21 protein-coding genes are annotated in these 24,782 nt (G+C 70.6%); 10 read left to right on the forward strand and 11 right to left on the reverse strand.

Features of this window, described 5'->3' with window-relative positions; translation table 11 throughout:
- Positions 1–7: 7 nt before the first annotated feature.
- The 7 genes from ACIPFH_RS07365 to ACIPFH_RS07395 all read right to left on the reverse strand — a co-directional run bounded on the left by ACIPFH_RS07365 (position 8) and on the right by ACIPFH_RS07395 (position 7,664).
- Positions 8–1,024, reverse strand: coding sequence for an ABC transporter permease (locus ACIPFH_RS07365; RefSeq protein WP_401824079.1), 1,017 nt, complete (start codon positions 1,022–1,024; stop codon positions 8–10).
- A complete protein-coding gene (locus ACIPFH_RS07370) occupies positions 1,021–2,568 on the reverse strand; it encodes a sugar ABC transporter ATP-binding protein (RefSeq protein ID WP_401824081.1) in 1,548 nt (515 codons plus the stop codon). Before ACIPFH_RS07370 ends, ACIPFH_RS07365 begins: the two co-directional genes overlap by 4 nt.
- Before the next feature lie 172 nt (positions 2,569–2,740).
- Positions 2,741–3,922: an ROK family protein gene (locus ACIPFH_RS07375; protein ID WP_401824083.1), complete on the reverse strand. Its 1,182-nt coding sequence runs from the start codon at positions 3,920–3,922 to the stop codon at positions 2,741–2,743.
- A gap of 270 nt (positions 3,923–4,192) precedes the next feature.
- The gene (locus ACIPFH_RS07380) at positions 4,193–4,870 is read right to left on the reverse strand and encodes a GntR family transcriptional regulator (RefSeq protein ID WP_401824085.1); all 678 of its coding nucleotides are present in this window, start codon (positions 4,868–4,870) and stop codon (positions 4,193–4,195) included.
- A gap of 227 nt (positions 4,871–5,097) precedes the next feature.
- A complete protein-coding gene (locus ACIPFH_RS07385; protein ID WP_356253548.1) occupies positions 5,098–6,045 on the reverse strand; it encodes a beta-ketoacyl-ACP synthase III in 948 nt (315 codons plus the stop codon).
- 181 nt (positions 6,046–6,226) lie between these two features.
- Positions 6,227–6,364 (reverse strand): hypothetical protein, encoded by a 138-nt coding sequence (locus ACIPFH_RS07390; RefSeq protein WP_173877651.1) that lies wholly within the window; start codon positions 6,362–6,364, stop codon positions 6,227–6,229.
- Positions 6,330–7,664, reverse strand: a complete 1,335-nt coding sequence (locus ACIPFH_RS07395) for an OFA family MFS transporter (protein WP_401824087.1) — start codon at positions 7,662–7,664, stop codon at positions 6,330–6,332. Before ACIPFH_RS07395 ends, ACIPFH_RS07390 begins: the two co-directional genes overlap by 35 nt.
- 285 nt (positions 7,665–7,949) lie before the next feature.
- On the opposite strand from ACIPFH_RS07395, the gene ACIPFH_RS07400 reads away from it, so the two are divergent.
- The 5 genes from ACIPFH_RS07400 to fdhD are packed head-to-tail and all read left to right on the forward strand — an operon-like array spanning position 7,950 to position 14,439.
- A complete protein-coding gene (locus tag ACIPFH_RS07400) occupies positions 7,950–8,921 on the forward strand; it encodes a 2-dehydropantoate 2-reductase (RefSeq protein WP_401824089.1) in 972 nt (323 codons plus the stop codon).
- 16 nt (positions 8,922–8,937) lie between these two features.
- Positions 8,938–10,863 carry a molybdopterin oxidoreductase family protein gene (locus ACIPFH_RS07405; RefSeq protein WP_401824090.1) on the forward strand — a complete coding sequence of 642 codons (1,926 nt, stop codon included), beginning with the start codon at positions 8,938–8,940 and terminating at the stop codon, positions 10,861–10,863.
- A gap of 4 nt (positions 10,864–10,867) precedes the next feature.
- Complete coding sequence (locus ACIPFH_RS07410; protein ID WP_401824092.1) at positions 10,868–12,691, forward strand: NADH-ubiquinone oxidoreductase-F iron-sulfur binding region domain-containing protein; 1,824 nt, start codon at positions 10,868–10,870, stop codon at positions 12,689–12,691.
- Positions 12,692–12,719: 28 nt separating this feature from the next.
- The gene (locus tag ACIPFH_RS07415) at positions 12,720–13,580 is read left to right on the forward strand and encodes a 2Fe-2S iron-sulfur cluster-binding protein (protein WP_401824094.1); all 861 of its coding nucleotides are present in this window, start codon (positions 12,720–12,722) and stop codon (positions 13,578–13,580) included.
- Positions 13,581–13,587: 7 nt separating this feature from the next.
- A complete protein-coding gene (gene fdhD, locus ACIPFH_RS07420; RefSeq protein ID WP_401824096.1) occupies positions 13,588–14,439 on the forward strand; it encodes a formate dehydrogenase accessory sulfurtransferase FdhD in 852 nt (283 codons plus the stop codon).
- Between the two features lie 121 nt (positions 14,440–14,560).
- Here the strand turns inward: fdhD and ACIPFH_RS07425 are convergent, their stop codons facing one another.
- Both ACIPFH_RS07425 and ACIPFH_RS07430 read right to left on the reverse strand, forming a co-directional pair.
- Positions 14,561–15,088 (reverse strand): isochorismatase family protein, encoded by a 528-nt coding sequence (locus ACIPFH_RS07425; RefSeq protein ID WP_401824098.1) that lies wholly within the window; start codon positions 15,086–15,088, stop codon positions 14,561–14,563.
- Positions 15,089–15,107: 19 nt separating this feature from the next.
- Positions 15,108–15,545 (reverse strand): MarR family winged helix-turn-helix transcriptional regulator, encoded by a 438-nt coding sequence (locus ACIPFH_RS07430; protein ID WP_401824100.1) that lies wholly within the window; start codon positions 15,543–15,545, stop codon positions 15,108–15,110.
- Between the two features lie 82 nt (positions 15,546–15,627).
- Here ACIPFH_RS07430 and ACIPFH_RS07435 point away from each other — a divergent pair, with 82 nt between their 5' ends.
- A complete protein-coding gene (locus tag ACIPFH_RS07435; protein WP_401824102.1) occupies positions 15,628–16,545 on the forward strand; it encodes a zinc-binding alcohol dehydrogenase family protein in 918 nt (305 codons plus the stop codon).
- 236 nt (positions 16,546–16,781) lie between these two features.
- On the opposite strand, the gene ACIPFH_RS07440 is transcribed toward ACIPFH_RS07435, so the two are convergent.
- Positions 16,782–17,798, reverse strand: a complete 1,017-nt coding sequence (locus ACIPFH_RS07440) for a bile acid:sodium symporter family protein (protein ID WP_401824104.1) — start codon at positions 17,796–17,798, stop codon at positions 16,782–16,784.
- 152 nt (positions 17,799–17,950) lie between these two features.
- Between ACIPFH_RS07440 and ACIPFH_RS07445 the strand changes: the two genes are divergently transcribed.
- On the forward strand, positions 17,951–18,862 hold the full coding sequence (locus tag ACIPFH_RS07445) for a LysR substrate-binding domain-containing protein (RefSeq protein ID WP_401824106.1): 912 nt from the start codon (positions 17,951–17,953) through the stop codon (positions 18,860–18,862).
- Between the two features lie 171 nt (positions 18,863–19,033).
- Here the strand turns inward: ACIPFH_RS07445 and ACIPFH_RS07450 are convergent, their stop codons facing one another.
- Entirely contained in the window at positions 19,034–20,044 is a 1,011-nt protein-coding gene (locus ACIPFH_RS07450) for an Lrp/AsnC family transcriptional regulator (protein WP_401824108.1), read from the reverse strand.
- A gap of 125 nt (positions 20,045–20,169) precedes the next feature.
- Here ACIPFH_RS07450 and ACIPFH_RS07455 point away from each other — a divergent pair, with 125 nt between their 5' ends.
- The 3 genes from ACIPFH_RS07455 to ACIPFH_RS07465 all read left to right on the forward strand — a co-directional run bounded on the left by ACIPFH_RS07455 (position 20,170) and on the right by ACIPFH_RS07465 (position 24,748).
- A complete protein-coding gene (locus ACIPFH_RS07455) occupies positions 20,170–21,669 on the forward strand; it encodes an MFS transporter (RefSeq protein WP_401824110.1) in 1,500 nt (499 codons plus the stop codon).
- 268 nt (positions 21,670–21,937) lie between these two features.
- A complete protein-coding gene (locus ACIPFH_RS07460; protein ID WP_401824112.1) occupies positions 21,938–23,764 on the forward strand; it encodes an AMP-dependent synthetase/ligase in 1,827 nt (608 codons plus the stop codon).
- Between the two features lie 147 nt (positions 23,765–23,911).
- Positions 23,912–24,748: an aldo/keto reductase gene (locus ACIPFH_RS07465; protein WP_359122731.1), complete on the forward strand. Its 837-nt coding sequence runs from the start codon at positions 23,912–23,914 to the stop codon at positions 24,746–24,748.
- Positions 24,749–24,782 lie beyond the last annotated feature (34 nt).

Genomic DNA, 24,782 nt, shown 5'->3' on the forward strand with positions numbered 1-24,782 from the left:
CCTTTCCTCAGGTCGTGCTCGCGGTACGGCGCTGGACCAGCACGGCGGCGACGATGATCGCGCCCTTGGCGATCTGCTGGACGTCGCTCTGCAGGTTGTTCAGGGCGAAGATGTTGGTGATCGTGGTGAAGATCAGGACGCCCAGCACGGAGCCGGTGATGGTGCCACGCCCCCCGCTGAGCAACGTGCCGCCGATGATCGCGGCCGCGATGGCGTCGAGTTCGTAGAGATTGCCGTTGGTGTTCTGGCCCGACCCGGACAGGATGATCAGCAGGAAGGCGGCGATGCCGCAGCACAGGCCGGACAGCAGGTAGAGGTACAGCCGCTGGCGTCTTACGTCGATGCCGGCGAGCCGGGCGGCCTCCGCGTTGCCGCCGACGGCCACCGTGCGGCGACCGAAGGTGGTGCGATTCAGCACCAACCAGCCGATGACCGTCACGACCGCGAAGACGATCACGAGCGGCGGGACGCCGAGCACATATGCGTCGCGCTCGCCGAGGTCCAGGACGCCGTCCACGCTCACGATCTGCGTCCGGCCGTCCGTGATCTGAAGTGCCAGTCCGCGGGCGGAGGCCAGCATGGCGAGCGTCGCGATGAAGGGCACCATCCCGCCGTACGCGATGAGCAGACCGTTGACCAGGCCGCAGCCCATTCCGACGATCATCGCCGTGAAGAGAATGCCCACGAAACCGTATTCCTGGGTGGCGACCGTGGTCGCCCACACCGACGCCAGCGCGACGATCGCACCGACCGAGAGGTCGATGCCCCCGGAGGTGATGACGAAGGTCATGCCGACGGTGACGACGCCGATCACCGACCCCTGGGTGAGGACGAGTTGCAGGTTGCGGGTGTCGAGGAACTCGTCCGGTCTGGTGATGCCGCCGATCAGGATGAGCGCGGCGAGCACGCCGAGCAGGGAGAGGGTGCGGACGTCGGCGCGGACCAGCACGGTGCGCCAGGCGGGGAGCGGGATCTGCGGCACCTTGTCGGTGCTGTCCCGCGGTGGGGAGACGGGCTGCGTCATGACGCCGGGCTTCCTTCCATGACGAGATCGAGTACGCGGTGTTCATCCAGCTCACGGGCCGGCGCCGTGTGGACGACGTGGCCTTCGCGGAGCACCAGTACGCGGTCGGCGAGGCCGAGGACCTCGGGTACTTCGCTGGAGACCAGCAGTACGGCGAGGCCTTCGTCAGCCAGTCGACGGACGACTGCGTACAGTTCGGCGCGGGCACCGACGTCGACGCCGCGCGTCGGCTCGTCGAGGAGCAGAACCCGGCAGCCCCGCAGCAGCCAGCGGGCCAGGACGGTCTTCTGCTGGTTGCCGCCGGACAGCGTGCGCACGGGAACGGACGGATTGTCGGGGCGCAGGGAAAGCTCCCGCGTCGCCGCCCGCGCCGCCCCCTGTTCGGCCCGCCGGTCGATCCAACCTCCGCGCGAGAAACGGGACATGGAGGAGACGGATACATTCCGGGTGACGGACTCCAGCATCAGCAGGGCCTGCGCCTTGCGCTCCTCCGGTGCGAGCCCGAGCCCGGCCCGTACGGCGGCGCGCACGCTGCCCGGTCGCAACGGCTTTCCTTCGACGAGGACTTGGCCCGCGCTCGGTTTGCGCGCTCCGTAGATCGTCTCCAGGATCTCCGAGCGCCCCGAGCCGACCAGTCCGGCGAGTCCGACGATCTCTCCGGGCCGCACGATCAGGTCGAGGGGGGCGAACTCACCCTGCCGGGCGAGCCCCCGCACTTCCAGCACCGGTGTCCCGGCCTCGCCGCCGACGCCGCCCGTGGCCGGGGCCGCGTCTCCCGACGGCCGCTCGGGGAAGACGTACTCGACGTTGCGTCCCGTCATCAACGCGACGACCTCGCGGGTCGGCGTCGTCTTCGCGGGCAGTCCACCCGCCACCGCGCGGCCGTCCTTCAGTACGGTCACACGGTCGCCGATGCGGCGGATCTCGTCGAGCCGGTGCGAGATGTAGACGACGGCCACTCCGTCGGCGGTGAGATCGCCGACGATACGGAACAGGTTGTCGACCTCGTCCGGGTCGAGGGCGGCGGACGGTTCGTCCATCACGATGAGCCGTACGTCGTGGGAGAGCGCCCGCGCCATGGACACGATCTGCTGCTGCGCCGCCGACAGCTCACCCACCAGACGGGCAGGGTCGATCTCCGCGTGCCCAAGTCTCCTCAGCAGAGCGGCCGTTGCGGTGCGGGACACCTTGCCCCGTACGACGAAGCCGACGGCCGTGGGTTCATGGCCCAGATGGACGTTCTCGGCCACCGACAGGTGCTCCACCAGGTCGAGTTCCTGATAGATGGTGGCGATACCGAGCCGCATGGCGGCGATCGGTGAGCGCAGGGTGACGGGGTCGCCCTGCCAGCGGATGACGCCGCCGTCGGGCTGGTGGGCGCCGGCCAGGACCTTGATGAGGGTGGACTTCCCGGCACCGTTCTGGCCGAGCAGGCAGTGCACCTCACCGGCCTGGACGGCGAGGTCGACGCCGTCCAACGCCCGTACTCCGGGGAAGGACTTGGTGATGCCGGACATGCTGAGCAGCGGTGGTTCTGTTGCCATGTGGGTTCCCCTCGGCGGACGGGCGGGCCGGAGTCAGGGCAGAACATGTCGTTGTTCCAGGGCAGGGCAGGGCGCGGTGGGGCGCGGTAGGGCGGAACAGGGGCCGGACAGGACGGGGCAGGCCACGGCAGAGCAGCACGTCGTGCTGGTGGGACCGTGTCGGGTAGCGGTTCTACGCGGGTGAGAACAGGTGGTCGCTGATCAGCCGGGCCGCGCCGATGACACCGGCGGTGGGGCCCAGCTCCCCCAGGACGATGGGCAGATTGCCGGTCGCGAGCGGAAGCGACTGGCGGTACACCTGGGTGCGGATCGCGGCGAGCAGGGTGTGGCCGAGGCCGGTCACCCCGCCGCCGATCACCACCAGGCCCGGGTTGAAGAACGAGACGAGTGCGGCGATGACCTGGCCGACGCGGTTGCCGCCTTCCCGGATCATCTCCAGGGAGGTGGCGTCTCCCGCGGCGGCCGCGGCGGCGACATCGACGGCGGTGAGGCCGCCGTTGGCCGCCAGTCGTGCCGCGAGCTCCGCCGAGAGGCCCTGCAGGGCCGCCTCCAGCGCGTCACGGGCCAGGGCCGCGCCACTGAAGTAGGCCTCCAGGCAACCTCGGTTGCCGCAGGCGCACGGGCGGCCTTCGGGCACGGCCTGGATGTGCCCGATGTCGCCCGCACTGCCGGTCGTACCGCGGTAGACATGGCCGCCGACGACGATGCCGCAGCCGATACCGGTGCCGATCTTCACGCACAGGAAGTCGGCGACGGTGCGGGCGACGCCCGCGTGCTGCTCCCCCATCGCCATGAGGTTCACGTCGTTGTCGACCATCACCGGGCAGCCGAGCTCCTGGCTGAGCGCCTCCCGCACGGGGAAGCCGTCCCAGCCGGGCATGATCGGCGGTGCCACCGGTACACCCTCGGGGAACCGGACCGGCCCGGGTACGCCGATGCCGGCGCCGTCGAAGCCCTCGGCGAGTCCCGTCGCCCTCAACTTCGCGGCCATGGACAGGACTTGCTCGAAGACCGCGACCGGTCCCTCACGTACGTCGAGGGGCTGGTTGAGGTGTCCGAGGGTCTCCAGTTCGGCGTTGGTGACCGCGACGTCGACCGAGGTCGCGCCGATGTCGACGCCGAGAAAGCGCAGCCCCGGGTTGAGCCGGACGTTGTGGGAGCGGCGTCCGCCGCGCGAGGCGGCGAGTCCGTCGGCCACGACCAGCCCGGTCTCCAGGAGCCGGTCCACCTCCACGGCCAGCTTGGACCGCGACAGGTCGACCTGATCGCCCAGTTGGGCACGGGAGTTGGGTCCGCCGTCCCGCAACAGCTTGAGCAGGCGGGCCTGATGAGCGTTCGCGGGTCGTGCCGTCATGCGTCTCACGAACCCCTCCCCGCCTCAGTTCGGCCACCGGTGTCGGGCTTTCGAAGGGAACGTAGCAGCGCCTGCCGAACCTGGGAAGAAGCTGTGCACGGATTGCCGTCAACTTTCTCCACTCACAGGACAAAGCGCTGAACCGAGGCACACGAAACGGGCCGGGAGCCCTTCACAGGGTCCCGGCCGGGGGGTCACCACGCTCGAGCTTCGGTGGGCACGCCGCGTGCCGACGGTCGAAGCCCGGTGAGACGTACGTCCCGAGGTGGCTCAGGACTTGGGGCGGGCGTGATACGACCGCCGGGTGTGCTCGGTGTGCTCACGCATCAGCCGGGTGGCCAACTGCTCGTCGTGGGAGGCGATCGCGGCGATCAGGTCGCGGTGCTCGATCCAGGACTGGTGGCCGCGCTGCCGGGCGACCGGCGTGTAGTACCAGCGCACCCGGCGATCGACGTGGGCCGCGAGTTCGGCGAGTACCACGTTGCCCGCCAGCTCGATGACCTTCGTGTGGAAGCGGGCGTTCAGGGCGACCGCGGTGTCCACGTCGTCGCCGGCCACGGCCAGCATGCCCTGCGCCACGATCTCGTCCAGGGCCTCGATGCCGGCCTTGTCCGCGTGCGCCGCCGCGAGCCGCGCGGCCTCCGCTTCCAACAGCGTACGAACGGTGAGGAGTTGATCCGCCTCGTCCTCGGTCGGCTCGTGCACGAACGCACCCTGGGCGGGCCTGAGATCCACCCAGCCCTCGGTGTTCAGCCGCTGCAGCGCCTCACGCACCGGCTGCCGCGAGACGCCGAGGTGGGTGGCGAGTTCGCTCTCGACGAGGTGCTGGCCGGGCTGGAGGGCGCGGGTGGTGATGAGTTCGAGCAGCGCCTCGTAGACACGGTCGCGCAGCGGGCCGGGCCGTTCGAGTCTGGGCACCGCGCCCTGCGGCAGTCCTGTCGACAACATCGGTCGGTCCCCCTCCTGGGCAACACCGGGCAACTGCAACCGGAAAGCCACGTGTCGATCGACGTATTCGGCTGTCCGTAGCCGGTCGACCGTCTGCAGCCGAGTATCGATTGTCTTTCGTCTACAGTCTACGGCGCACGGTAGCCAGCGCCCGGGACAGTCGATCGCGTCACACTACGACGCGCCCCCGCCGCACGAACGCACTCCCGGCGGCGCCCCGCATCCGCTCACGGGCAGCGCACGACCTGTCCCGCGTACGACAGGTTGCCGCCGAAGCCGAACAGCAGCACCGGGTCCCCCGTGGAGACGGCGCCCCGCTCGACGAGCTTGGAGAAGGCGAGGGGGATGCTGGCGGCGGAGGTGTTACCCGATTCGGTGACGTCACGCGCGACCACCGCGTTGACGGCGCCGATCTTCTGCGCGAGGGGTTCGATGATGCGCAGGTTCGCCTGGTGCAGGACGACGGCGGCGAGGTCCTCGGGGGTGAGGCCGGCCCGCTCGCAGGCCTGCCGCGCCAGCGGCGGCAGCTGGGTGGTGGCCCAGCGGTAGACGCTCTGCCCCTCCTGCGCGAACCGCGCCGGCTGCCCCTCGATGCGCACCGCGTGCCCCATCTCGGGCAGCGAACCCCACAGCACCGGCGCGATGCCGGGCTCGGTGCCGTCGGGACAGGCCTCGACCACGGCGGCGCCCGCGCCGTCACCGACGAGCACACAGGTCGTGCGGTCGGTCCAGTCGGTCACCTCGGACATCTTGTCGGCACCGATGACCAGGGCACGGGTGGCGGCGCCCGCGCGGACGGTGTGGTCGGCGGTGGCCAGCGCGTGGGTGAAACCGGCGCAGACGACGTTGATGTCCATCGCGGCCGGCCGCGGGATGCCGAGGCGGGCGGCGACCCGGGCGGCCATGTTCGGCGAACGGTCGACGGCCGTCGAGGTGGCGACCAGCACCAGGTCGATGTCGCCCGGCGAGAGACCGGCCGCCGCGAGCGCCTTGGCGGCGGCGTGCGCGGCCAGCTCGTCCACGGGCTCGTCGGGGCCCGCGATGTGGCGCGTGCGGATGCCCACCCGGCTCCTGATCCACTCGTCACTGGTGTCGACCAGGCCCGCCAGATCCTCGTTGGTGAGCACCTTGGCGGGCTGGTAGTGGCCGACGGCGGCGATGCGCGAGCCGTTCATTGGGGGGTCCCCTCGTTGCCTTGGGTAGCGGGATCCACCAGTCTGATCAGTGACTCGCGGGTACGAGGGCGCGTGAAGCGACAGGAAACCCGTTCCCTGGTTGTCGGCTTCCCCATAGCCCTCGGACGCCCGAGCAACCGCCGAACGCGTACCCGCCGGACATCCACCCCCGCGGGCACCCCTACCCCGTGAACAACTGCGTCGCCTTCTGTACCAGCTCGTACAGCCCGTAGGCGAGCGGTGCCCCCACCCAGAGCCAGGCGAAGGCGATCAGCGGGCGCCGGTCAGGCTGCGGACTCGGGCTGCTGTCGTTCGACATCGGCGGCCTCCCTCTGGGCGGGGATGTGGTGACGGGCGTGGACGGGCCGGACGAGTTCGTTGGCGACGAAGCCGACGGCCAGCAGCCCGATCATGATGAACAGGGACAGGGTGTACAGCGACGAGCCGTGTTTTCCGGCCTCCTCCTGCCGGTCGGCGATCCAGTTCACGATCAGCGGGCCGAGCACGCCGGCGGTGGACCAGGCGGTCAGCAGTCGTCCGTGGATCGCGCCGACCTGATAGGCCCCGAACAGGTCCTTGAGGTAGGCGGGGATCGTCGCGAAGCCGCCGCCGTAGAAGGAGAGGATCACCAGCGCGCACAGCACGAACAGGGGCTTCGACGAATCGCCGATCAGCGCGATGAGGGCGTACATCAGGGCACCGACGCCCAGGTACACCCGGTAGATGTTCTTGCGGCCGATCAGGTCGGAGGTCGAGGACCAGCCGATCCGGCCCGCCATGTTCGCCGCGGACAGCAGGGCGACGAAGCCGGCGGACGCGGACACCGAGACCGGGGTGGAGGTGTCGGCGAAGAAGTCCCTGATCATCGGGGCGGCCTTCTCCAGGATGCCGATGCCCGCGGTCACGTTCATACAGAGCACGACCCACAGGCACCAGAACTGCGGAGTGCGCACCGCGCTGCTCGCCGAGACCTGCACTCCCTCGACGGCGCCGGGCACGCCCGCGACCGGCCGCGTGCCGCGCGGCACCCGCACCAGCAGTACACCGAGCGTCATGAACACGGCATACGAAAGCCCGTGTACGAGAAACGCGAGGGCGATGCCGGCACTGTCGGAACCGAACGACTCCAGCATCTGCGCCGACCAGGGCGAGGCGATGAGCGCGCCGCCGCCGAAGCCCATGATGGCGATGCCGGTGGCCATACCGGGCCGGTCCGGGAACCACTTGATCAAGGTGGAGACGGGCGATATGTACCCGATGCCGAGGCCGATGCCCCCGACGAATCCGTAGCCGAGGACGATCAGCCAGTACTGCTCGGTGGCGGCGCCGAGCGCGGAGATCAGGAAGCCGGACGAGAAGCAGATCAGGGCGACGGTCATCGCCCAGCGCGGCCCGTTGCGCTCCACCAGCGTGCCGCCGAAGGCGGCGGACAGGCCGAGCATGACGATGGCGAGCTGGAAGGGGAGCGCGCTCTGCGTGCCGCTGAGGCCGAGGGCGGATTCCAGCGGCGGCTTGAAGACGGACCACGCGTAGGCCTGGCCGATGGAGAGATGGACCGAGAGGGCGGCCGGGGGGACGAGCCAGCGGCTCCAGCCGGCCGGTGCGACAGGGGGACTCATGAATCCTGGACGGTAGGAACCGCCGTGGGTGTGGGAAAAGCGGCGCGCCGACAGTATGCGGTGAGCGGTATCCAGGCTGCGCCGAACGGTCGGACCAGCCGGTTCCCTCGACCGGGTCGCGCACCGGCCCCAGGACTTCCTTTCGGTGCCCCCGCGTCGACATGCCCGTGACGTCCCGGACCATGCGCGAACCCTTGCCGCCTCAACCTCCATACTGTAGACAATATTTCGTCGACAGGATTCGACAGTTCCTCGGTACCCTCGACCGAACGGAGCTCCCTCACAATGAAAGTCGCAGTCCTCGGCGCCGGTGCGATCGGCGCCTACGTCGGTGCAGCGCTCCACCGCGCGGGCGCCGACGTGCATCTCGTCGCCCGTGGACCGCATCTCGCGGCCATGAGGCGGGACGGGGTGCGGGTGCTCAGTCCGCGCGGCGACTTCACCGCCCGTGCCCACGCCACCGACGACCCGGGCGAGATCGGCCCGGTCGACTTCGTCTTCCTGGGTCTCAAGGCCCACTCGTACGCGGCGTGCGGGCCGCTGATCGAGCCTCTGCTGCACGGCTCCACGACGGTGGTCGCCGCCCAGAACGGCATCCCCTGGTGGTACTTCCACCGACACGACGGCCCCTACGACGGCCTGCGTGTCGAAAGCGTGGACCCGGACGGCGCGGTCAGTGCGGTGCTCGCGCCGCAACGGGCCGTCGGCTGTGTGGTCTACGCGGCCACCGAACTCGAAGGACCGGGTGTCGTCAGGCACTTGGAAGGAACCCGGTTCTCCGTCGGTGAACCCGACCGCAGTGTCTCGACCCGCTGTCTGGCCTTCAGCGAGGCCATGCGGGCCGGCGGGCTGAAATGCCCGGTGGAACCGGCCCTGCGCAACGACATCTGGCTCAAGCTGCTGGGCAACATCTCCTTCAACCCGATCAGCGCGCTGGCCCGTGCCACCATGCGGCAGATGTGCCTGCACGGCGGTACCCGTCAGGTCATCGAGACGATGATGCGCGAGACGCTCGCGGTCGCCGAGACCCTCGGCTGTGAGGTGGGCGTCTCCGTCGAACGCCGTCTCGCGGGCGCGGAGAAGGTCGGCGACCACCGCACCTCCACGCTCCAGGACCTGGAGCGCGGCAAGCCGCTCGAACTCGACGTACTCCTGGCGGCCGTCGTCGAGTTGGCGGAGATCACCGGCGTGGAGGTGCCCACCCTGCGCACCGTGCACGCCATCTCGGACCTGCTCGCGCTGAGGAGCGCCGCATGATCGCTGGGGAGCACGCATGAGGAAACGCGACCGTACCCCGAAGACCTACACCCGGCTCACCCGGCCGCTCGTCAGGGACTCCCGCGACGAACCGTTTCGCGAGGCGGGTTGGGAAGAGGCCCTGGAGCGCACCGCGCGGGGGCTGAAACGCAACCGCGGCGCGTTCGGCATGTTCTCCTGCGCCCGCGCGACCAACGAGATGAACTACGTGGCGCAGAAGTTCGCCCGGGTCGTCATGGGCACCAACAACGTCGACTCGTGCAACAGGACCTGCCACGCGCCGAGCGTCGCCGGCCTGTCGGCCGCCTTCGGGTCCGGCGGCGGGACGTCGTCGTACGAGGAGATCGAGCACACGGACGTCATCGTGATGTGGGGGTCCAATGCGCGTTTCGCGCATCCGATCTTCTTCCAGCACGTGCTGAAGGGTGTGCGCAGCGGCGCCCGGATGTACGCGGTCGACCCGCGCCGGACGTCCACCGCCGAGTGGGCCGACAGCTGGCTCGGCCTCAACGTCGGCACGGACATCCCGATGGCGCACGCGATCGGGCGCGAGATCATCCACGCGGGCCTGGCCAACGAGGCGTTCGTCGAACGCGCGACCAGCGACTTCGATGCCTACAGGGCGCTCGTGGAACCCTGGACCCTGTCCCTCGCGGAAAAGGTGACAGGCGTACCGGGCGCAGCCATAAGGGAGTTGGCGCACGCGTACGCACGCGCCGAACGGGCCCAGCTGTGCTGGACCCTCGGCATCACCGAACACCACAACGGCACGGACAATGTGCGCGCGCTCATCAATCTGTCCCTGCTGACCGGGCACGTGGGCCGCTACGGCTCCGGCCTCCAGCCCCTGCGCGGGCAGAACAACGTCCAGGGCGGCGGCGACATGGGCGCCATCCCCAACCGCCTCCCCGGGTTCCAGGACATCCTCGACCCCGACGCCCGGCTGAGGTTCGGGACCGCCTGGGACACCGTCATCCAGCCGCACTACGGACTGAACCTCACGGAGATGTTCGAGGCGATGGAGGAGGGTTCGCTGAAGGCGGTCTACTGCATCGGGGAGAACCCCGCCCAGTCGGAGGCGGACAGCGAACAGGCCGTGCGCCGTATGCGGGCCCTCGACTTCCTCGTCGTGCAGGACATCTTCCTCACGAGGACCGCCGAGTTGGCGGACGTGGTTCTGCCCGCCACGGCCGGCTGGGCGGAGACCGACGGCACGACGACCAACAGCGAAAGGCGGGTCCAACGGGTGCGGCGTGCCGTGACGCCGCCCGGCGAGGCGCGCGAGGACATCGACATCCTCTGCGACCTGGCGGCACGGCTCGGCCACGACTGGAAGTACGCGGACGCCGAGGCCGTGTGGAACGAACTCAGGTCGGTGTCCCCCGACCACTACGGGATGACGTACGACCGGCTGGAGCAGCACCAGGGCATCCAGTGGCCGTGCCCCAGCACCGCCCGGGTCGAACCCGCTTATCTGCACGGCCGGTTGTGGGAGCGAATGCCCGAACGACGGGGCAGGCGTGCGCCGTTCGGCCTTGTACGGCACGACCCGCCGGTCGACCTCACGGACGAGGAGTACCCGATCCGGCTGACCACCGGACGGCGACTCGACTCCTACAACACCGGTGTGCAGAGCGGGAGTTACGCATCTCCTCTGCGGCGCGGCGAGTACGTCGAGCTCTGCCCGGAGGATGCGGAGCACTACGGGGTCGTCGTCGGCGAAGAGGTCCGGGTGAGCTCACGGCGTGGATCCGTGAGGGCACCGGTGTGGATCGACACCGCCCTGCGGCCCGGCCTCGCCTTCATGACCATGCATTTCCCCGACGAGGTGGACACCAACCAGCTGACGATCGAGGCCAATTGCCCGATCGCGGGGACGGCGGAGTTCAAGGCGTCGGCGATCCGGATCGAGAAACTCCCGGCCCCGACCTGTGTGAGGTGACGTCGTGGACCTGCACTTCGGCGACAGCAAGCCGACGGACGACGAACGGGCGGCCGTGGACGCCCTGTTCGGCCCACCGGAGTCCTCGTGGGAGGGCGCCGACCGCTCGGACGCGGATCTCCGCTGGGCGCGGGGCGGGCACGAGGCCCGGAACCGCCGCGACCTGCTGCTTCCGGGGCTGCACGCGATCAACGACCGCATCGGCTGGATCAGCGAGGGCGCCCTCGGCTATCTGTGCCGCCGTCTGACCGTGCCTCCGGCGGAGGCTTACGGCGTCGCCACCTTCTACGCGATGTTCTCGGTCGGGCCCCGACCGGCGACCGTGCTCCACGTGTGCACGGACCTCGCCTGCGCGGCCGCAGACGCCGCCGGACTGTGTGCCGGGGTCGAGTCGCGCCTGGGACCCGGCAGCGGGGTGACCGTCGAGCGCGGCCCCTGCCTCGGCCTGTGCGAGCGCGCCCCGGCCGCGCTCGCGGTCAGGGCGGGCGACCCGGTGCGTACGGCGGTGGCGGCGCCGGCGAGCGTCGAGGCGGCCGTACTCGCCGCGAGCGCCCCCGACTCGGCCCCGGAGGAGCGGCCGGCGGTGGACGCGGTGCCTCAGGCCGGGGACCCGTCGCTGATCCTGCTGAGCCGGGTCGGCGTGGTCGACCCGTCCTCCCTCGACGACTACCGGGCCCACGGCGGCTACACGGCCCTGCGCCGCGCCTTCGCGCTCGGCCCCGCCGGGGTCATCCGCGAGGTCACCGACTCCGGCCTGCTCGGGCGCGGCGGCGCCGCCTTCCCCACCGGCCGCAAGTGGCAGGCCACCGCGTCCCAGCCCGACCACCCGCACTACCTCGTGTGCAACGCCGACGAGTCCGAGCCGGGCACCTTCAAGGACCGTGTGCTCATGGAGGGCGATCCGTACGCGCTGGTGGAGGCGATGACGGTCGCGGCGTACGCGACCGGCGCGCACAGGGGGTACCTGTATCTGCGGGGCGAGTATCCGCGCGCACTGAACCGTATGCAGGACGCGGTCGACCGTGCACGCGCCCGCGGTCTCCTCGGCGACGACATCCTGGGCCAGGGCTACGCCTTCGACATCGAGATCCGGCGGGGGGCGGGAGCGTACGTCTGCGGCGAGGAGACGGCCCTGTTCAACTCCATCGAGGGCTACCGGGGCGAGCCGCGCTCGAAGCCGCCGTTCCCCGTGGAGAAGGGCCTGTTCGGCAGGCCCACGGTCGAGAACAACGTGGAGACGCTGGTCAACGTGCTGCCGATCCTCACCATGGGCGCACCGGCCTACGCGGCGATCGGCACGGCCCGGTCCACCGGCCCCAAGCTGTTCTGCGTGTCGGGCAGCGTCGGGCGCCCCGGCGTCTACGAGCTCCCCTTCGGCGCGACGCTGGGCGAACTCCTCACGCTCGCCGGGGCCGGCGAAGGCCTGCGCGCCGTGCTGCTCGGCGGCGCGGCCGGAGGCTTCGTACGGCCCGACGAACTGGACATCCCGCTGACTTTCGAGGGCACCCGGGAGGCGGGCGCGACACTCGGATCGGGGGTGGTGATGGCCTTCGACGACACCGTCCCGATACCCCGGGTGCTGCTGCGCATCGCCGAGTTCTTCCGGGACGAGTCGTGCGGGCAGTGCGTGCCCTGCCGGGTGGGGACCGTGCGGCAGGAGGAGGCGCTGCACCGGATCGTGGAGCGGACCGGTGCCGACGCCGCCGAAGACATCACCGTGCTGCGCGAGGTCGGCCGCGCCATGCGGGACGCCTCGATCTGCGGTCTGGGCCAGACCGCGTGGAACGCCGTGGAATCCGCCATCGACCGTCTGGGGGCGTACGAATGACCGCGACCGTCCGCACAGGAGCCGCCGTATGACCGCGATACCGCTGGGAGTCCCGCGGCGGCTGGTGCAGTTCACGATCGACGGCCGGGAGGCCAGGGTTCCCGAGGGATCGACGATCCTCGACGCCTGCCGGGCCGTGGGCACGGACGTCCCGACCCTGTGCCAGGGCGACACGCTCACCCCCAGGAACGCCTGCCGGGTCTGCGTCGTGGAGGTCGAGGGCTCCCGGACCCTGGTGCCGGCGTGCTCCCGCACGGCGGAGCCCGGTATGGAGGTCCGTACCGACACCGAGCGCGCCCGCCACAGCCGCAAGATCGTTCTTGAACTGCTCGCGTCCTCGGTCGACCTGTCCACGACACCCCTGGTTGCGGACTGGATCAAGGAGTACGACGCGAAGCCGGATCGCTTCGGCCCCGACGCGGCCCGGCTGAACGAGGAACCGAAGATCGACAACGACTTGTACGTACGCGACTACGACAAGTGCGTCCTCTGCTACAAGTGCGTGGACGCCTGCGGTGACCAGTGGCAGAACACGTTCGCGATCTCCGTCACGGGACGCGGCTTCGACGCCCGGATCGCCGTCGAGCACGACGCCCCGCTGACCGACTCGGCTTGCGTGTACTGCGGGAACTGCATCGAGGTGTGCCCGACCGGAGCGCTGTCGTTCAAGTCCGAGTACGACCGGCGAGCGGCCGGAAACTGGGACGAGTCGGCACAGACCCGGACCACCACCGTATGCGCCTACTGCGGGGTGGGCTGCAACCTCACGCTCCATGTGCAGGACAATGACATCGTGAAGGTCACCTCACCGCACGACAACCCGGTGACCCACGGGAATCTCTGCATCAAGGGCCGCTTCGGCTACCAGCACGTACAGAACCGGGGCTGATCACGACATGGGACGAGTCACCGAACGCCGCAAGGTGATCCGCATCAGGGACGGAGTCGTCTCCACCCGGCCGGACACCCTGGTCGCCGAGGAACCACTGGAGATCCGGCTCAACGGCAAACCACTGGCCATCACCATGCGCACGCCCGGTGACGACTTCGCGCTGGCCGCCGGTTTCCTGGTCAGCGAAGGCGTACTGGCCACCGCGACCGATCTGCTGAATATCGTCTACTGCGCGGGGGCGACGGACGGGGGAGGGTTCAACTCGTACAACGTGGTGGACGTCCGGACGGCGCCCGGCGTGACGATCCCGGACATCACCCTGGAGCGGAACGTCTACACCACCTCCTCGTGCGGCCTCTGCGGCAAAGCGAGCCTGGACGCGGTCCGTACGACCACCCGCTGGCCCATCGCCGACACTCCCCCGCTCCGGATCGAGCCCGCACTGCTCACGAGCCTCCCCGACCGGCTTCGCGAGGCCCAGCGGGTCTTCGACCGGACCGGGGGACTCCACGCCGCGGCCCTGTTCTCCGAGGACGGCGAGCTGCTGGACGCGAGGGAGGACGTGGGCCGGCACAACGCGGTCGACAAACTGGTCGGGCGTGCCCTGCAGAACGGGGACCTGCCGCTGTCGCGGACGATCCTGATGGTGTCGGGCCGGGCCTCGTTCGAGCTGGCACAGAAGGCCGTGATGGCGGGAATCCCGGTGCTCGCGGCGGTCTCGGCGCCCTCTTCCCTGGCCGTGGACCTGGCCTCGGAGACCGGGCTGACACTGGTGGGCTTCCTGCGGGGGCATTCCATGAACGTGTACGCGGGCGAGGACCGCATCACCCTGCGGACCGCGGCCGCCCAGGGCTGACCCGGTTCCCCGCTGCACGGCGGCGGGGCCCCGACCGGCGGGGAGCGCCCCCTGCGCCGCACGGGCCCCGCCTCGGCCCGCCCCACCCCTCCGTCTCGGCCCGTGCCGCATCCGGCCCACCTCAACCGCTCGTGAAGCACACGTCGCTCGCACGCGTCACCGTCCCCAGCCGGGGGAAGTCCAGCTTCACCGACGCTTCATGCTCGGCCGCGGTGAGAGCCGACATCGCGTCCTCTACGAAGACCAGGTCGTAACCGAGGTCGCCGGCGGCACGGGCGGTCGACTCGACGCCGAGATTGGTGGCGACACCGCCGAGCACGAGGGTGGTCACGCCGCGTTCGCGGAGCCGCTCGTCCAGGCCGGTTCCCCGAAAGGCGCCGATGGTCCGCTTGACGATCTCCACGTCACCGTCATGGAACAGCCCTTGGACCAGCCCACTGCCGGGCGGCTGCTCGGCGATGCCGGGGCGCTCGACGCGGACGAGGACGACGAGCGCGCCGGCCGAGCGGAACGCCGACGCCAACTCCTCGGCGGTCGACAGTACTTCGGTGCCTTTGCGGGGCTCCAGGGGCAGCGCGACGATGCGGTCCATCAGGTCGACGAGGACGAGGGCGCTGCGCGCGGGGACGAGTGGGAGAGCTGCGGTCATGACAGAACGTTATCCGCCGTCAGCCCTCCGTACCGGAGATCCGGATCAGCATGCCCATGAAGGCGTCGCGTTCGGCGGCGGAGAGCGGGGCGAGAAGTTCGCCGTTCGCTTCCCGAGCCGCCAGCTCGCAGCGCCGGAGCAGCCGTCGGCCCTCTTCGGTGAGCGACACGGCGTTCTTGCGACGGTCGTCCGGATCCGGTTCACGCACGGCGAGTCCCGCGGACTGCAGGTCATTGAGGATGCCGACCACATCTTTGGGGTCGAGTCCGACACTGCGGCCGAGGTCGGCCTGCGCAACGGGGGCGAGGTCGCGGACGGCGGAGAGCACGACGTGGTGCCACATCTTGACGCCCTCGACGGCGAGGGCGTCGGCCACGAGCGCGCGACCCCGCGCGGCGGCCCGGCCCAGGAGCCAGCTGGGGAGGGTGCGGATGGCGGAGAGGGGCGCTTCGGGCATGGTCACACCCTACCGAGAATTCATTGGACCTCCCAACGAACTCTGGATACCGTTGGGACCTCCAACGATTTCTGGAGGTGCGATGCGTCGCGTCCGATACGACTTCACCGGCGGCCCGCTGTTCGTGGAGGAGGCGCCCGTCCCCGAACCCGGACCCGGCGAACTCCTCGTGCGCTGCGAGGCGATCGGCGTCACCCTGCCCGTCGTCCGTAAGGTCACGGAGGCCCCGAAGCCGATCCCGCTCGGGGGCGAGATCGCCGGGGAGGTCGTGGGCGTCGGGGACGGGGTCACCCGGTTCCGGGTCGGCGAGCGGGTGACCGGCCTGTGCTTCGGCCACGGCTACGCCGACTTCGCACTCCTGGACGAGGCCATCGCCTCACCCGTCCCCGACCACGCGAGCGCGGTCGCCGCGGTTGCCCTGGTCCGCAGCGGCCTGGTCGCGCTGGGCGCCCTCACCGCCGCGCGGCCCGAACCCGGTGAGGCGGCCCTCGTCACCGCCGCCGCGAGCGGGGTCGGCCACCTCGCCGTGCAGCTCGCGCGGGCGCGCGGCGCGAGCCGGGTCGTGGGCGCCGTGTCCCACCCGGCGAAGTCCGACTTCGTGAGGGCGCTGGGCGCCGACGACGTCCTCACCTACGACCGGGACGACTGGGGCGCCCACGTCGACTACGTCCTGGACGCGGTCGGCGGCGGCCTGCTCACGCCCGCCGTCGCGGCCCTCGCACCCGGCGGACGACTGGTGGCGTACAGCTCCGGCGGCGGCACGGTCCGGGCCTACGACCTGCTGGTGGGCGCGAAGTCCGTGATCGGCTTCCAGCTGGCCCACATGGCGCGCGGGAAGCCCGAGTCGTACGAGCAATGGCGCCGGGAGCTGTGGCGCCTGTTCGAGGAGGGGACGCTGAAGCCCGCCGTGCACAAGGAGTTCGTCCTGACGGACGCTGCCGAGGCGCACGCGTCCATCGCGTCACGGCGCAACGTGGGCAAGGTCGTCATGGTGCCGTGATGCCGGGCATCGACGACAGCCGGGGACGAGGCCGACCGCGGATTGCGTACCGTGGCCTGTCGCCTCACCGGCGTGGACCGACCACCGGCGACCGCCCTACGGGCACGGGGACCGCCTTCGGGCGACGGGCACGGCGACTGCCTACGGGCACGAGCACGGGGTCGGCGACGGGCGACGGGCGACGGGCGACGGGCGACGGGCGACGGGCGGCTGTATACCGATGACCGGCGACCATCTCACGCCGCGGCCGCCGACCGCTCGTCGAGTCGTTCCCGCGGCTCCTCCAGCGGATCCCTCGCCCGGCGCTTGGCGATGACCGCGCACACCATCAGCTGCATCTGGTGGAAGAGCATCAGCGGCAGCACCGCCAGCGAGGCATGCGCGCCGAACAGGACGCTCGCCATGGGCAGCCCCGAGGCGAGGGACTTCTTGGACCCCGCGAACTGGATCGCGATGCGGTCCTCACGGTTGAACCGCAGCGCCTTGGCGCCGTACCAGGTCAGGGCGAGCATCACGGCGAGCAGAACAGCCTCGACGATGAGCAGCCCGCCCAGCCGTACGGCGCTGACCTGGTGCCAGATGCCCTTCACCATGCCCTCGCTGAACGCGGTGTAGACGACGAGGAGGATCGAGCCGCGGTCGACCAGCCCCAGCACCTTCTTGTGCCGGGTGACGAACCCGCCGATCCAGCGGCGCAACAGTTGTCCCGCGGCGAACGGTACGAGCAGTTGCAGCACGATCTCGACCAGCGAGTCCGCGGAGAAGCCGCCGCCGCTGCTGCCGAGCAGCCCGGCAGCCAGCAGCGGGGTGACGACGATGCCGACCAGCGAGGAGAAGGAACCGGCGCAGATCGCGGCCGGCACATTGCCCCGGGCCATGGAGGTGAAGGCGATCGACGACTGGATGGTCGACGGGACGAGGGTGAGAAAGAGCAGCCCCTGGTAGAGCGGGTGGGTGAGGAAGACCGGGACAAGGCCGCGCGCGGCCAGGCCCAGCACCGGAAAGACCAGGAAAGTGCAGGCCAGGACGGTCACGTGGAGCCGCCAGTGCTTCATTCCGTCCAGCGCTTCACGGGTGGAGAGCCGGGCGCCGTACAGGAAGAAGAGAAAGGCGATCGCTGCCGTGGAGGCGCCGGAGGCGACGTCGGCGGCGGCGCCGCGTGCCGGGAACAGCGCCGCGAGCCCGACGGTCCCGAGCAACAGCAGGATGTAGGGGTCGACCGGCATCCAGCTCGGCCAGTGCAGGCGTTTCACGGTGCTCCACGTGCGGTTCGAGGGCTTGCGCAGGGGCCCGGAGAGCCCCTCCCCATCGTCCTCCCGCGCCTCGTGATCGGGAATCCGGTATACCGCTCTCACTGTCATCACGTATCGCGATAACGGGGTGTGGAGGGGCTACTGTGACGGGCGTGTACGAGCCCTCTCATCTGCGCACCTTCCTCGCCGTCGCCCAGACGCTGAGTTTCACGCAGGCGGCACGACGGCTGGGACTGCGTCAGTCCACGGTCAGCCAGCACGTGCGGCGCCTCGAGGACGCGACCGGGCGGGCGCTGTTCACCCGGGACACGCACTCCGTGGAGCTGACGGAGGACGGGGAGGCCATGCTCGGGTTCGCGCGCCGGATCCTGGACGTCCACGAGCAGGCCGCGGCGTTCTTCACCGGCACCCGGCTGCGCGGCCGGCTGCGGTTCGGCGCCTCCGAGGACTTCGTGCTGACGCGACTGCCGGAGATTCTGGAGGGATTCCGCTACGACCATCCCGAGGTCGATCTCGAACTGACGGTGGAACTGTCGGGCACCCTGCACGAACAACTCACCGCCGGCAAGCTGGACCTGGTGCTGGCCAAGCGGCGCCCCGAGGATCCGCGGGGCGAACCGGTGTGGCACGACGGGCTGGTGTGGATCGGCGCCGAGAGGCTGCGTCTGGACGCCGACCGTCCGGTCCCGCTGATCGTGTTCCCGCCCCCCGGCATCACCCGCGCCCTGGCCCTGGAGGCGCTGGAGCGACAGGGGCGGCCCTGGCGGATCGTGTGTACGAGCGGCAGCCTCAACGGCCTCATCGCGGCGGCCCGGGCCGGCCTCGGCGTGATGGCTCACTCACGGGGTCTGATCCCGCCGGGCCTGGTGCGGATCCCGGAGCGGGCGGGGCTGCCGGAGCTGGGGCGGGTCGACTTCGTGCTGGTGCACGGACGCAGACGGAGCTCGGCGCAGGGCGCTGCGGACGCGCTCGCGTCCGCGATCCTCGCGGGCGGCGACCGCCTGCACCGACGGGCGGCGGGCTCGGGGCGACGGCTCGACCTGCCGAGGGCCGCCACCGACTGAACGGCCCGTATGCCGCATCCCGCCCCATGAATACTGCATACCGACTGCCATATGCCCGCCAAGTACCGGCTACAGCCGCTACAGCACCACTTCGTCCGCCGACCGGTTACCTGCCCACGGCTTGCTGTCCATTCGCCCGCCGCCTACACCCCTACGCCTACCGCCTACCGCCTATCGCCTACCGTCCACAGTCTGTTGATACGTCAGCTGCTTCACCCGCCGCATGAACGGCGTCGCCTCCACGTGCTGGACGCCCTCCAGCTGTCCCAGGGGCCCGCTGAGGTAGGCGTAGAGGCCGGCCGTGTCCCTGACCACCGCGGTGACGACGATGTGGGAAGGGCCGGCCGTGGCTGACGCGAAGGCGATCTCGTCGTGGGTCGCGAGCGCCTCCCCGACCGCGTGCAGGGCGGACGGCGCCGTGGTGATCCACAGAACCGCGGCGAGGGGGTGGCCGACACACTCGGAGTGGTACTCGACATCGATGAAGACGGCGCCCGAGGCGAGCAGGGCGGCGAGGCGGCGTTTGACGGCGGACTCGGAACGGCCGGTGGCGCGCTGCAGTTCGGGGTAGCCGGCGCGGCCGTCGCGTTCCAGGACGGCGAGCAGGGGTTCGTCCTCGGGGTCGATACGGGCCGGCCCCGTCGCGGTCGTCGCCGCCGGGTCGGGACGCGGTGCCAGGGCGGCGACCTGCCCCTCGTCCAGTGCGTTGAACTTCCGCAGCCAGCCGGTCGGCCCGCCGTAGAAGCGGTGGAGGAGTTGCTGGGCGCGGATCTCCACGACGCTCGGGGTGCGCGGGAGTTTGCCGAGCAGCAGGTCGTCGTGGTCGCCGGGATGGCGGGGCCTGCTCATGCAGACGATCTCGGTGCCGCCGGAGCCCAGGCCGATCCATTGCGTGTCGGGGCGTCTGGCGAGCGCGTCGGCGATGACCGTGGCGCTGTCGGGAACGCAGCGCAGGCGCAGCATCCACTGGTCCTGTCCGAGGCGTTCCGCGTCCCGGACGGCGACGACCCTCAGCCCGGCCTCGGCACGGAGTCGGCGGTAGCGGCGCGCGACCGTCTGGTCGGAGACGCCCAGGACCCCTCCGAGTCTGCTGAAGGAGGCCCGCCCGTTCACCTCCAGCGCCGAGAGCAACCGGAGATCCAGCCCGTCCAGCCCTTTGCCGCCCTGAGCGTCGAATTCCATCTCCGTCGGCCTCTCTCGTGTCGGCTTCCGCCGGCCAGGCGTCGAATTCCATGGTGATCGGCCGCGTCTCGTCCATCGTACGGAGCACTTCGCATCAGTCGCAGAGGAAGGACGGAGGGCGGGACATGCGTATATGGGGGCCGCTGACAGCGGTGTGCCTGGGCACGTTCATGTTGTTGCTGGACGTGACGATCGTGATCGTGGCGCTGCCGGACATGGCGCGGGCGTTGCACGCGTCGCTGAGCGATCTGCAAGGGGTCGTCGACGGGTACGCGCTCGCGCTGGCCGCGCTGCTGCTGGGGGCCGGGGCCACCGCCGACATCCTGGGGCGCCGCCGGGTGCACGTGGCGGGTGTGGTGCTGTTCGCGACGGCGTCGCTGCTGTGCGGGCTGGCGAGCGGGCCGGCCACCCTGGTCGCCGCACGGGCCCTGCAGGGGGTGGGTGCGGCCGCGATGCTGGCGACGACGTTGCCGCTGCTCGGCTCGGTCTACCAGGGGCGGGAGCGGTCGGCGGCGCTCGGGGTGTGGGGCGCGGTGAGCGGCGCGGCCGCGGCGGTCGGGCCGGTGCTGGGCGGGCTGCTGGCCGAGGGGCCGGGCTGGCGATGGATCTTCTACGTGAACCTGCCGGTGAGCGTGGTCGCGGTGTGGCTGACGCTGAAGGCGGTGCCGGAGTCCAGGGGGCCGCGCGGGATGCGGGTCGACTGGGCGGGCACGGCGACCTTCGCGGTCTTCGCGGGCGGTACGGCGTACGCCGTCGTGCGGGCCGGTGCGCAGGGCTGGACGGCGTCGGAGACGCTCGCCTCGTTCGGGCTCGCCGCGCTCGCGCTGGTGTGCTTCGTGCTGGCGGAGCGGCGGGCGGCGCATCCGCTGCTCGACCTGTCGCTGCTGCGCCGGCCTGCGTTCGTGGGGGTGATGGTCGGCGCGTTCGCCTTCAACGGCGTGGCGTTCGGGGTGACGCCGTATCTCTCCATCTGGATGCAGACGCTGCTGGGGATGAGCCCGGTGCGCGGTGGGCTCACGCTGCTCCCGATGACGGTGGCCGCCATGGTCACGGCGGTCGTGGTGGGCAAGCGGTTGCACGGCGTTCCGGCCCGGCTGACCATCGGCGGCGGGCTCCTGCTGATCGGCGGGGGCTGCTTCTGCCAGGCCGTGCTCGGCGCGGGTTCCGACTGGACGGCGCTGGTGCCCGGGTTCGTGCTGGTGGGCATCGGAACCGGTTTCGTCGCGCCCACCGTCGCGGGGGCGGCGCTGGCCGCGGTGGAACCGGCGCGGGCCGGGATGGCGGGCGGGGCGGTGAACACCGTACGGCAGCTGGGGTACGCGCTGGGGGTCGCGGTGTTCGGCACCGTGGTGACCTCCCGGATGACCGACACCCTCCCGCACGACGCGTCCCACGCGCTGGCGGGTGGCGGGGCCGGTGCGCTGCGCGGCACGTTCTCCGAGGACACCCTGCGGTCCGCGTTCGCCTCCGGGCTGGACACGGCGCTGGTGACGGCGGGCTGCGCGGGCGTGGTCGCGGCGGCGCTCGTCCTCGTCCTGGTCAGACCGCCGCGGGCGGCGGCGGTCGGAGTGACGCGGGCGGATGCTCCCGCGCTGCCGGAGGGGCGGGCGACCTCCCGCCCTTGATCCCGGGAAGGGGTTCGTGCGGCGCGGGCCGTGACGGACCCCGAAAGGGGTCGGGCAGCGTAAGCGGTCCGGGCAGATTCGGTGGAGATTACGGTGCCGAAACTTACTCCGCCGTCAGTTTTGTGTCCGACCCTTCCCCATGTGAGCCCATTTTCCGGCACTGACCAGCGCGGACGAGAGCATCGCTCGCCTTCCGCCCCCTCCCCTCCTGTCGTCGGGTGGGGTAGTTTTCACGGCGCTGTGCGGCCATGAGAAGCGGGGTGCGGGTTTGCGTGAGTTCACGAACCCTCCGTTGGCGTTGGCACCGCCGGTGGGCGGTCTGGCCGACGTCGTGTTCCGGCACGCCCAGGAGGACCCGCAGTACGTCGCTCTCGGCCGCAAGGACGAGGAGGGCGAATGGCGGGACGTGACCGCCGGCGAGTTCCGCGACGAGGTCCTCGCCCTCGCCAAGGGGCTCCTCGCCCAGGGCATCCGCTTCGGCGACCGTGTCGCGATCATGTCCCGCACCCGCTACGAGTGGACGCTCTTCGACTTCGCCCTGTGGACGATCGGCGCCCAGGTGGTGCCGGTCTACCCGACCTCCTCGGCCGAGCAGTGTTTCTGGATGCTCTACGACGCCGAGTGCACGGCCGCGGTCGTCGAGCACGAGGACCACTCGATGACCATCGCCACCGTCATCGACCGCCTCCCCCGGCTGCGGCAGCTGTGGCAGCTGGACTCGGGCTGCGTGCAGGAGCTGTACGACGCCGGCGCCTCCATCGAGGACGACGTGGTGCACCGGCACCGGGAGGCGGTCACCCCCGACTCGACCGCGACGATCATCTACACGTCCGGTACGACGGGCCGGCCCAAGGGCTGTGTCATCTCGCACGGCAACTTCATGTTCGAGGCGGACACCGTCATCGAGCGCTGGGAGCCGGTGTTCCACTCGAAAAAGGGCGACGAGGCGGCGACCCTGCTGTTCCTGCCGCTCGCGCATGTCTTCGGTCGGATGGTGCAGATCGCCGCGATCCGCGGCAGGGTCCGCTTCGGCCACCAGCCCCAGCTGCACGCGGCCGCCCTGCTCCCCGACCTGGCCGCCTTCCGGCCTTCGTTCTTCCTGGCCGTGCCGTACATCTTCGAGAAGGTGTTCAACGCGGCCCGCCGCAAGGCGGAGCGGGAAGGCAGGGCGGGACCGTTCGAGAAGGCCGTCGACGTGGCCGTCAACTACGCCGAGGCGGTCGAGGCGAAGGCCTGGGGCATCGGGCCCGGGCCCTCGGCGGGTCTGCGTATGCAGCACCAGCTGTTCGAGAAGCTCGTCTACTCCAAGGTCCGCGCGGCGATGGGCGGCCGCGTGCGGCACGCCATGTCCGGCGGCTCGGCCATGGACCGCAAGCTCGGCCTGTTCTTCGCCGGCGCGGGCGTACAGATCTACGAGGGCTACGGCCTGACCGAGACGACGGCGGCCGCGACCGCCAACCCGCCCGGGCGCACGAGATACGGCACGGTCGGCCAGGCCATCCCCGGCATGACCGTGCACATCGCGGACGACAGCGAGATCTGGCTGCGCGGCGACAACGTGTTCCAGGGCTATCTCAACAATCCCAAGGCCACCGACCAGACCCTGCACGACGGCTGGTTGGCCACCGGCGACCTGGGATCGCTCGACGAGGACGGCTATCTCACCATCACCGGCCGCAAGAAGGAGATCCTCGTCACCTCGGGCGGCAAGAGCGTCTCGCCCGGGCCGCTGGAGGAGCGGGTGCGTGACCATCCGCTGGTCAACCAGTGCATCGTCGTCGGCAACGACCGGCCGTTCGTGGCCGCCCTGGTCACCCTCGACCAGGAGGCCGTCGAGCACTGGCTCCAGATGCGCGGCAAACCGCAGCTGCCACCGGCCGAGCTGGTGAGCGACCCGGATCTGGAGGCGGAGGTGCGCCGGTCCGTCGTAGCGGCGAACACGCTGGTCTCGAAAGCCGAGTCGATCCGCACCTTCCGCATCCTCGCCCAGCCCTTCACCGAGGAGCACGGACTGCTGACCCCGTCACTGAAGCTGAAGCGCAAGGCCATCGAGAACGCCTACGCGAACGAGGTCGACGCGCTGTACCGCTCGTGAGGCTCCCGGCGGTTTTCCCGGCGGTGGCATGAGACGGCGTTGCGGCGGGTACCCGAAGGCCGGATCCGGGGGTCAGGAATGCATCACTCGCCGTGATCGTTGACGATGGAGTACCACTTTGACGGACAACCGAAGGATCAAGAGCTCGTGAGCAGCAAGGTCCCCCCGATCATCCTCAACAACGGCGTGGAGATGCCCCAGCTGGGTTTCGGCGTCTGGCAGGTGCCGGACGACGAGGCGGAGCAGGCGGTCTCCACCGCGCTGGAGGCCGGGTACCGCAGCATCGACACAGCGGCGATCTACGGCAACGAGGAGGGCACCGGCAAGGCCATCAACTCCTCCGGCGTGCCCCGCAAGGACGTCTTCGTCACCACCAAGCTCTGGAACAGCGACCAGGGGTACGACTCGACGCTCCGCGCGTTCGACACGTCTCTGAAGAAGCTCGGTCTGGACTACCTGGACCTGTACCTCATCCACTGGCCGCTGCCGTCCCGCGACGGTTACGTGGACACGTACAAGGCGTTCGAGAAGCTCCTCGCGGACGGCCGCGTGCGGGCCATCGGCGTGTCCAACTTCCTGCCGGAGCATCTGGAGCGGCTGATCGGCGAGACGTCGGTCGTCCCGGCGGTCAACCAGATCGAGCTGCATCCCCACCTCCAGCAGCAGGCCTCGCGCGAGATCCACACGGAGCGGGGCATCGCCACCGAGGCCTGGTCCCCGCTGGGCCAGGGCAAGGGTCTGCTCGAGGTTCCGGCGATCGTGGCCATCGCCCGCAAGCACGACCGCACCCCGGCCCAGGTCGTGCTGCGCTGGCACCTCCAGCTCGGCAACGTCGTGATCCCCAAGTCCGTGACGCCGTCGCGGATCAAGGAGAACATCGACGTGTTCGACTTCAGCCTGGACACCGAGGACCTGGCGGCGATCAGCGCCCTGAACGAGGACCGGCGCATCGGTCCCGACCCGGCGACGTTCGACGTCGGCTGAGGTTCTTCCGCTCGCGTCGAGGGCGCCCCCTGGG

This window comes from Streptomyces sp. NPDC088157, from assembly GCF_044741545.1.
Lineage (GTDB): Bacteria > Actinomycetota > Actinomycetes > Streptomycetales > Streptomycetaceae > Streptomyces.

What these genes read in the sequence shown, in the direction of transcription:
- ACIPFH_RS07390 (WP_173877651.1), bottom strand. Translation starts at nt 6,364, where the DNA reads ATGTCGAACGACAGCAGCCCGAGTCCGCAGCCTGACCGGCGCCCGCTG.
- ACIPFH_RS07435 (WP_401824102.1), top strand. Translation starts at nt 15,628, where the DNA reads ATGCGTCGCGTCCGATACGACTTCACCGGCGGCCCGCTGTTCGTGGAG.
- ACIPFH_RS07400 (WP_401824089.1), top strand. Translation starts at nt 7,950, where the DNA reads ATGAAAGTCGCAGTCCTCGGCGCCGGTGCGATCGGCGCCTACGTCGGT.
- ACIPFH_RS07365 (WP_401824079.1), bottom strand. Translation starts at nt 1,024, where the DNA reads ATGACGCAGCCCGTCTCCCCACCGCGGGACAGCACCGACAAGGTGCCG.
- ACIPFH_RS07370 (WP_401824081.1), bottom strand. Translation starts at nt 2,568, where the DNA reads ATGGCAACAGAACCACCGCTGCTCAGCATGTCCGGCATCACCAAGTCC.
- ACIPFH_RS07425 (WP_401824098.1), bottom strand. Translation starts at nt 15,088, where the DNA reads ATGACCGCAGCTCTCCCACTCGTCCCCGCGCGCAGCGCCCTCGTCCTC.
- ACIPFH_RS07415 (WP_401824094.1), top strand. Translation starts at nt 12,720, where the DNA reads ATGACCGCGATACCGCTGGGAGTCCCGCGGCGGCTGGTGCAGTTCACG.
- ACIPFH_RS07455 (WP_401824110.1), top strand. Translation starts at nt 20,170, where the DNA reads ATGCGTATATGGGGGCCGCTGACAGCGGTGTGCCTGGGCACGTTCATG.
- ACIPFH_RS07450 (WP_401824108.1), bottom strand. Translation starts at nt 20,044, where the DNA reads ATGGAATTCGACGCTCAGGGCGGCAAAGGGCTGGACGGGCTGGATCTC.
- ACIPFH_RS07430 (WP_401824100.1), bottom strand. Translation starts at nt 15,545, where the DNA reads ATGCCCGAAGCGCCCCTCTCCGCCATCCGCACCCTCCCCAGCTGGCTC.
- ACIPFH_RS07395 (WP_401824087.1), bottom strand. Translation starts at nt 7,664, where the DNA reads ATGAGTCCCCCTGTCGCACCGGCCGGCTGGAGCCGCTGGCTCGTCCCC.
- ACIPFH_RS07385 (WP_356253548.1), bottom strand. Translation starts at nt 6,045, where the DNA reads ATGAACGGCTCGCGCATCGCCGCCGTCGGCCACTACCAGCCCGCCAAG.
- fdhD (WP_401824096.1), top strand. Translation starts at nt 13,588, where the DNA reads ATGGGACGAGTCACCGAACGCCGCAAGGTGATCCGCATCAGGGACGGA.
- ACIPFH_RS07380 (WP_401824085.1), bottom strand. Translation starts at nt 4,870, where the DNA reads ATGTTGTCGACAGGACTGCCGCAGGGCGCGGTGCCCAGACTCGAACGG.
- ACIPFH_RS07375 (WP_401824083.1), bottom strand. Translation starts at nt 3,922, where the DNA reads ATGACGGCACGACCCGCGAACGCTCATCAGGCCCGCCTGCTCAAGCTG.
- ACIPFH_RS07405 (WP_401824090.1), top strand. Translation starts at nt 8,938, where the DNA reads ATGAGGAAACGCGACCGTACCCCGAAGACCTACACCCGGCTCACCCGG.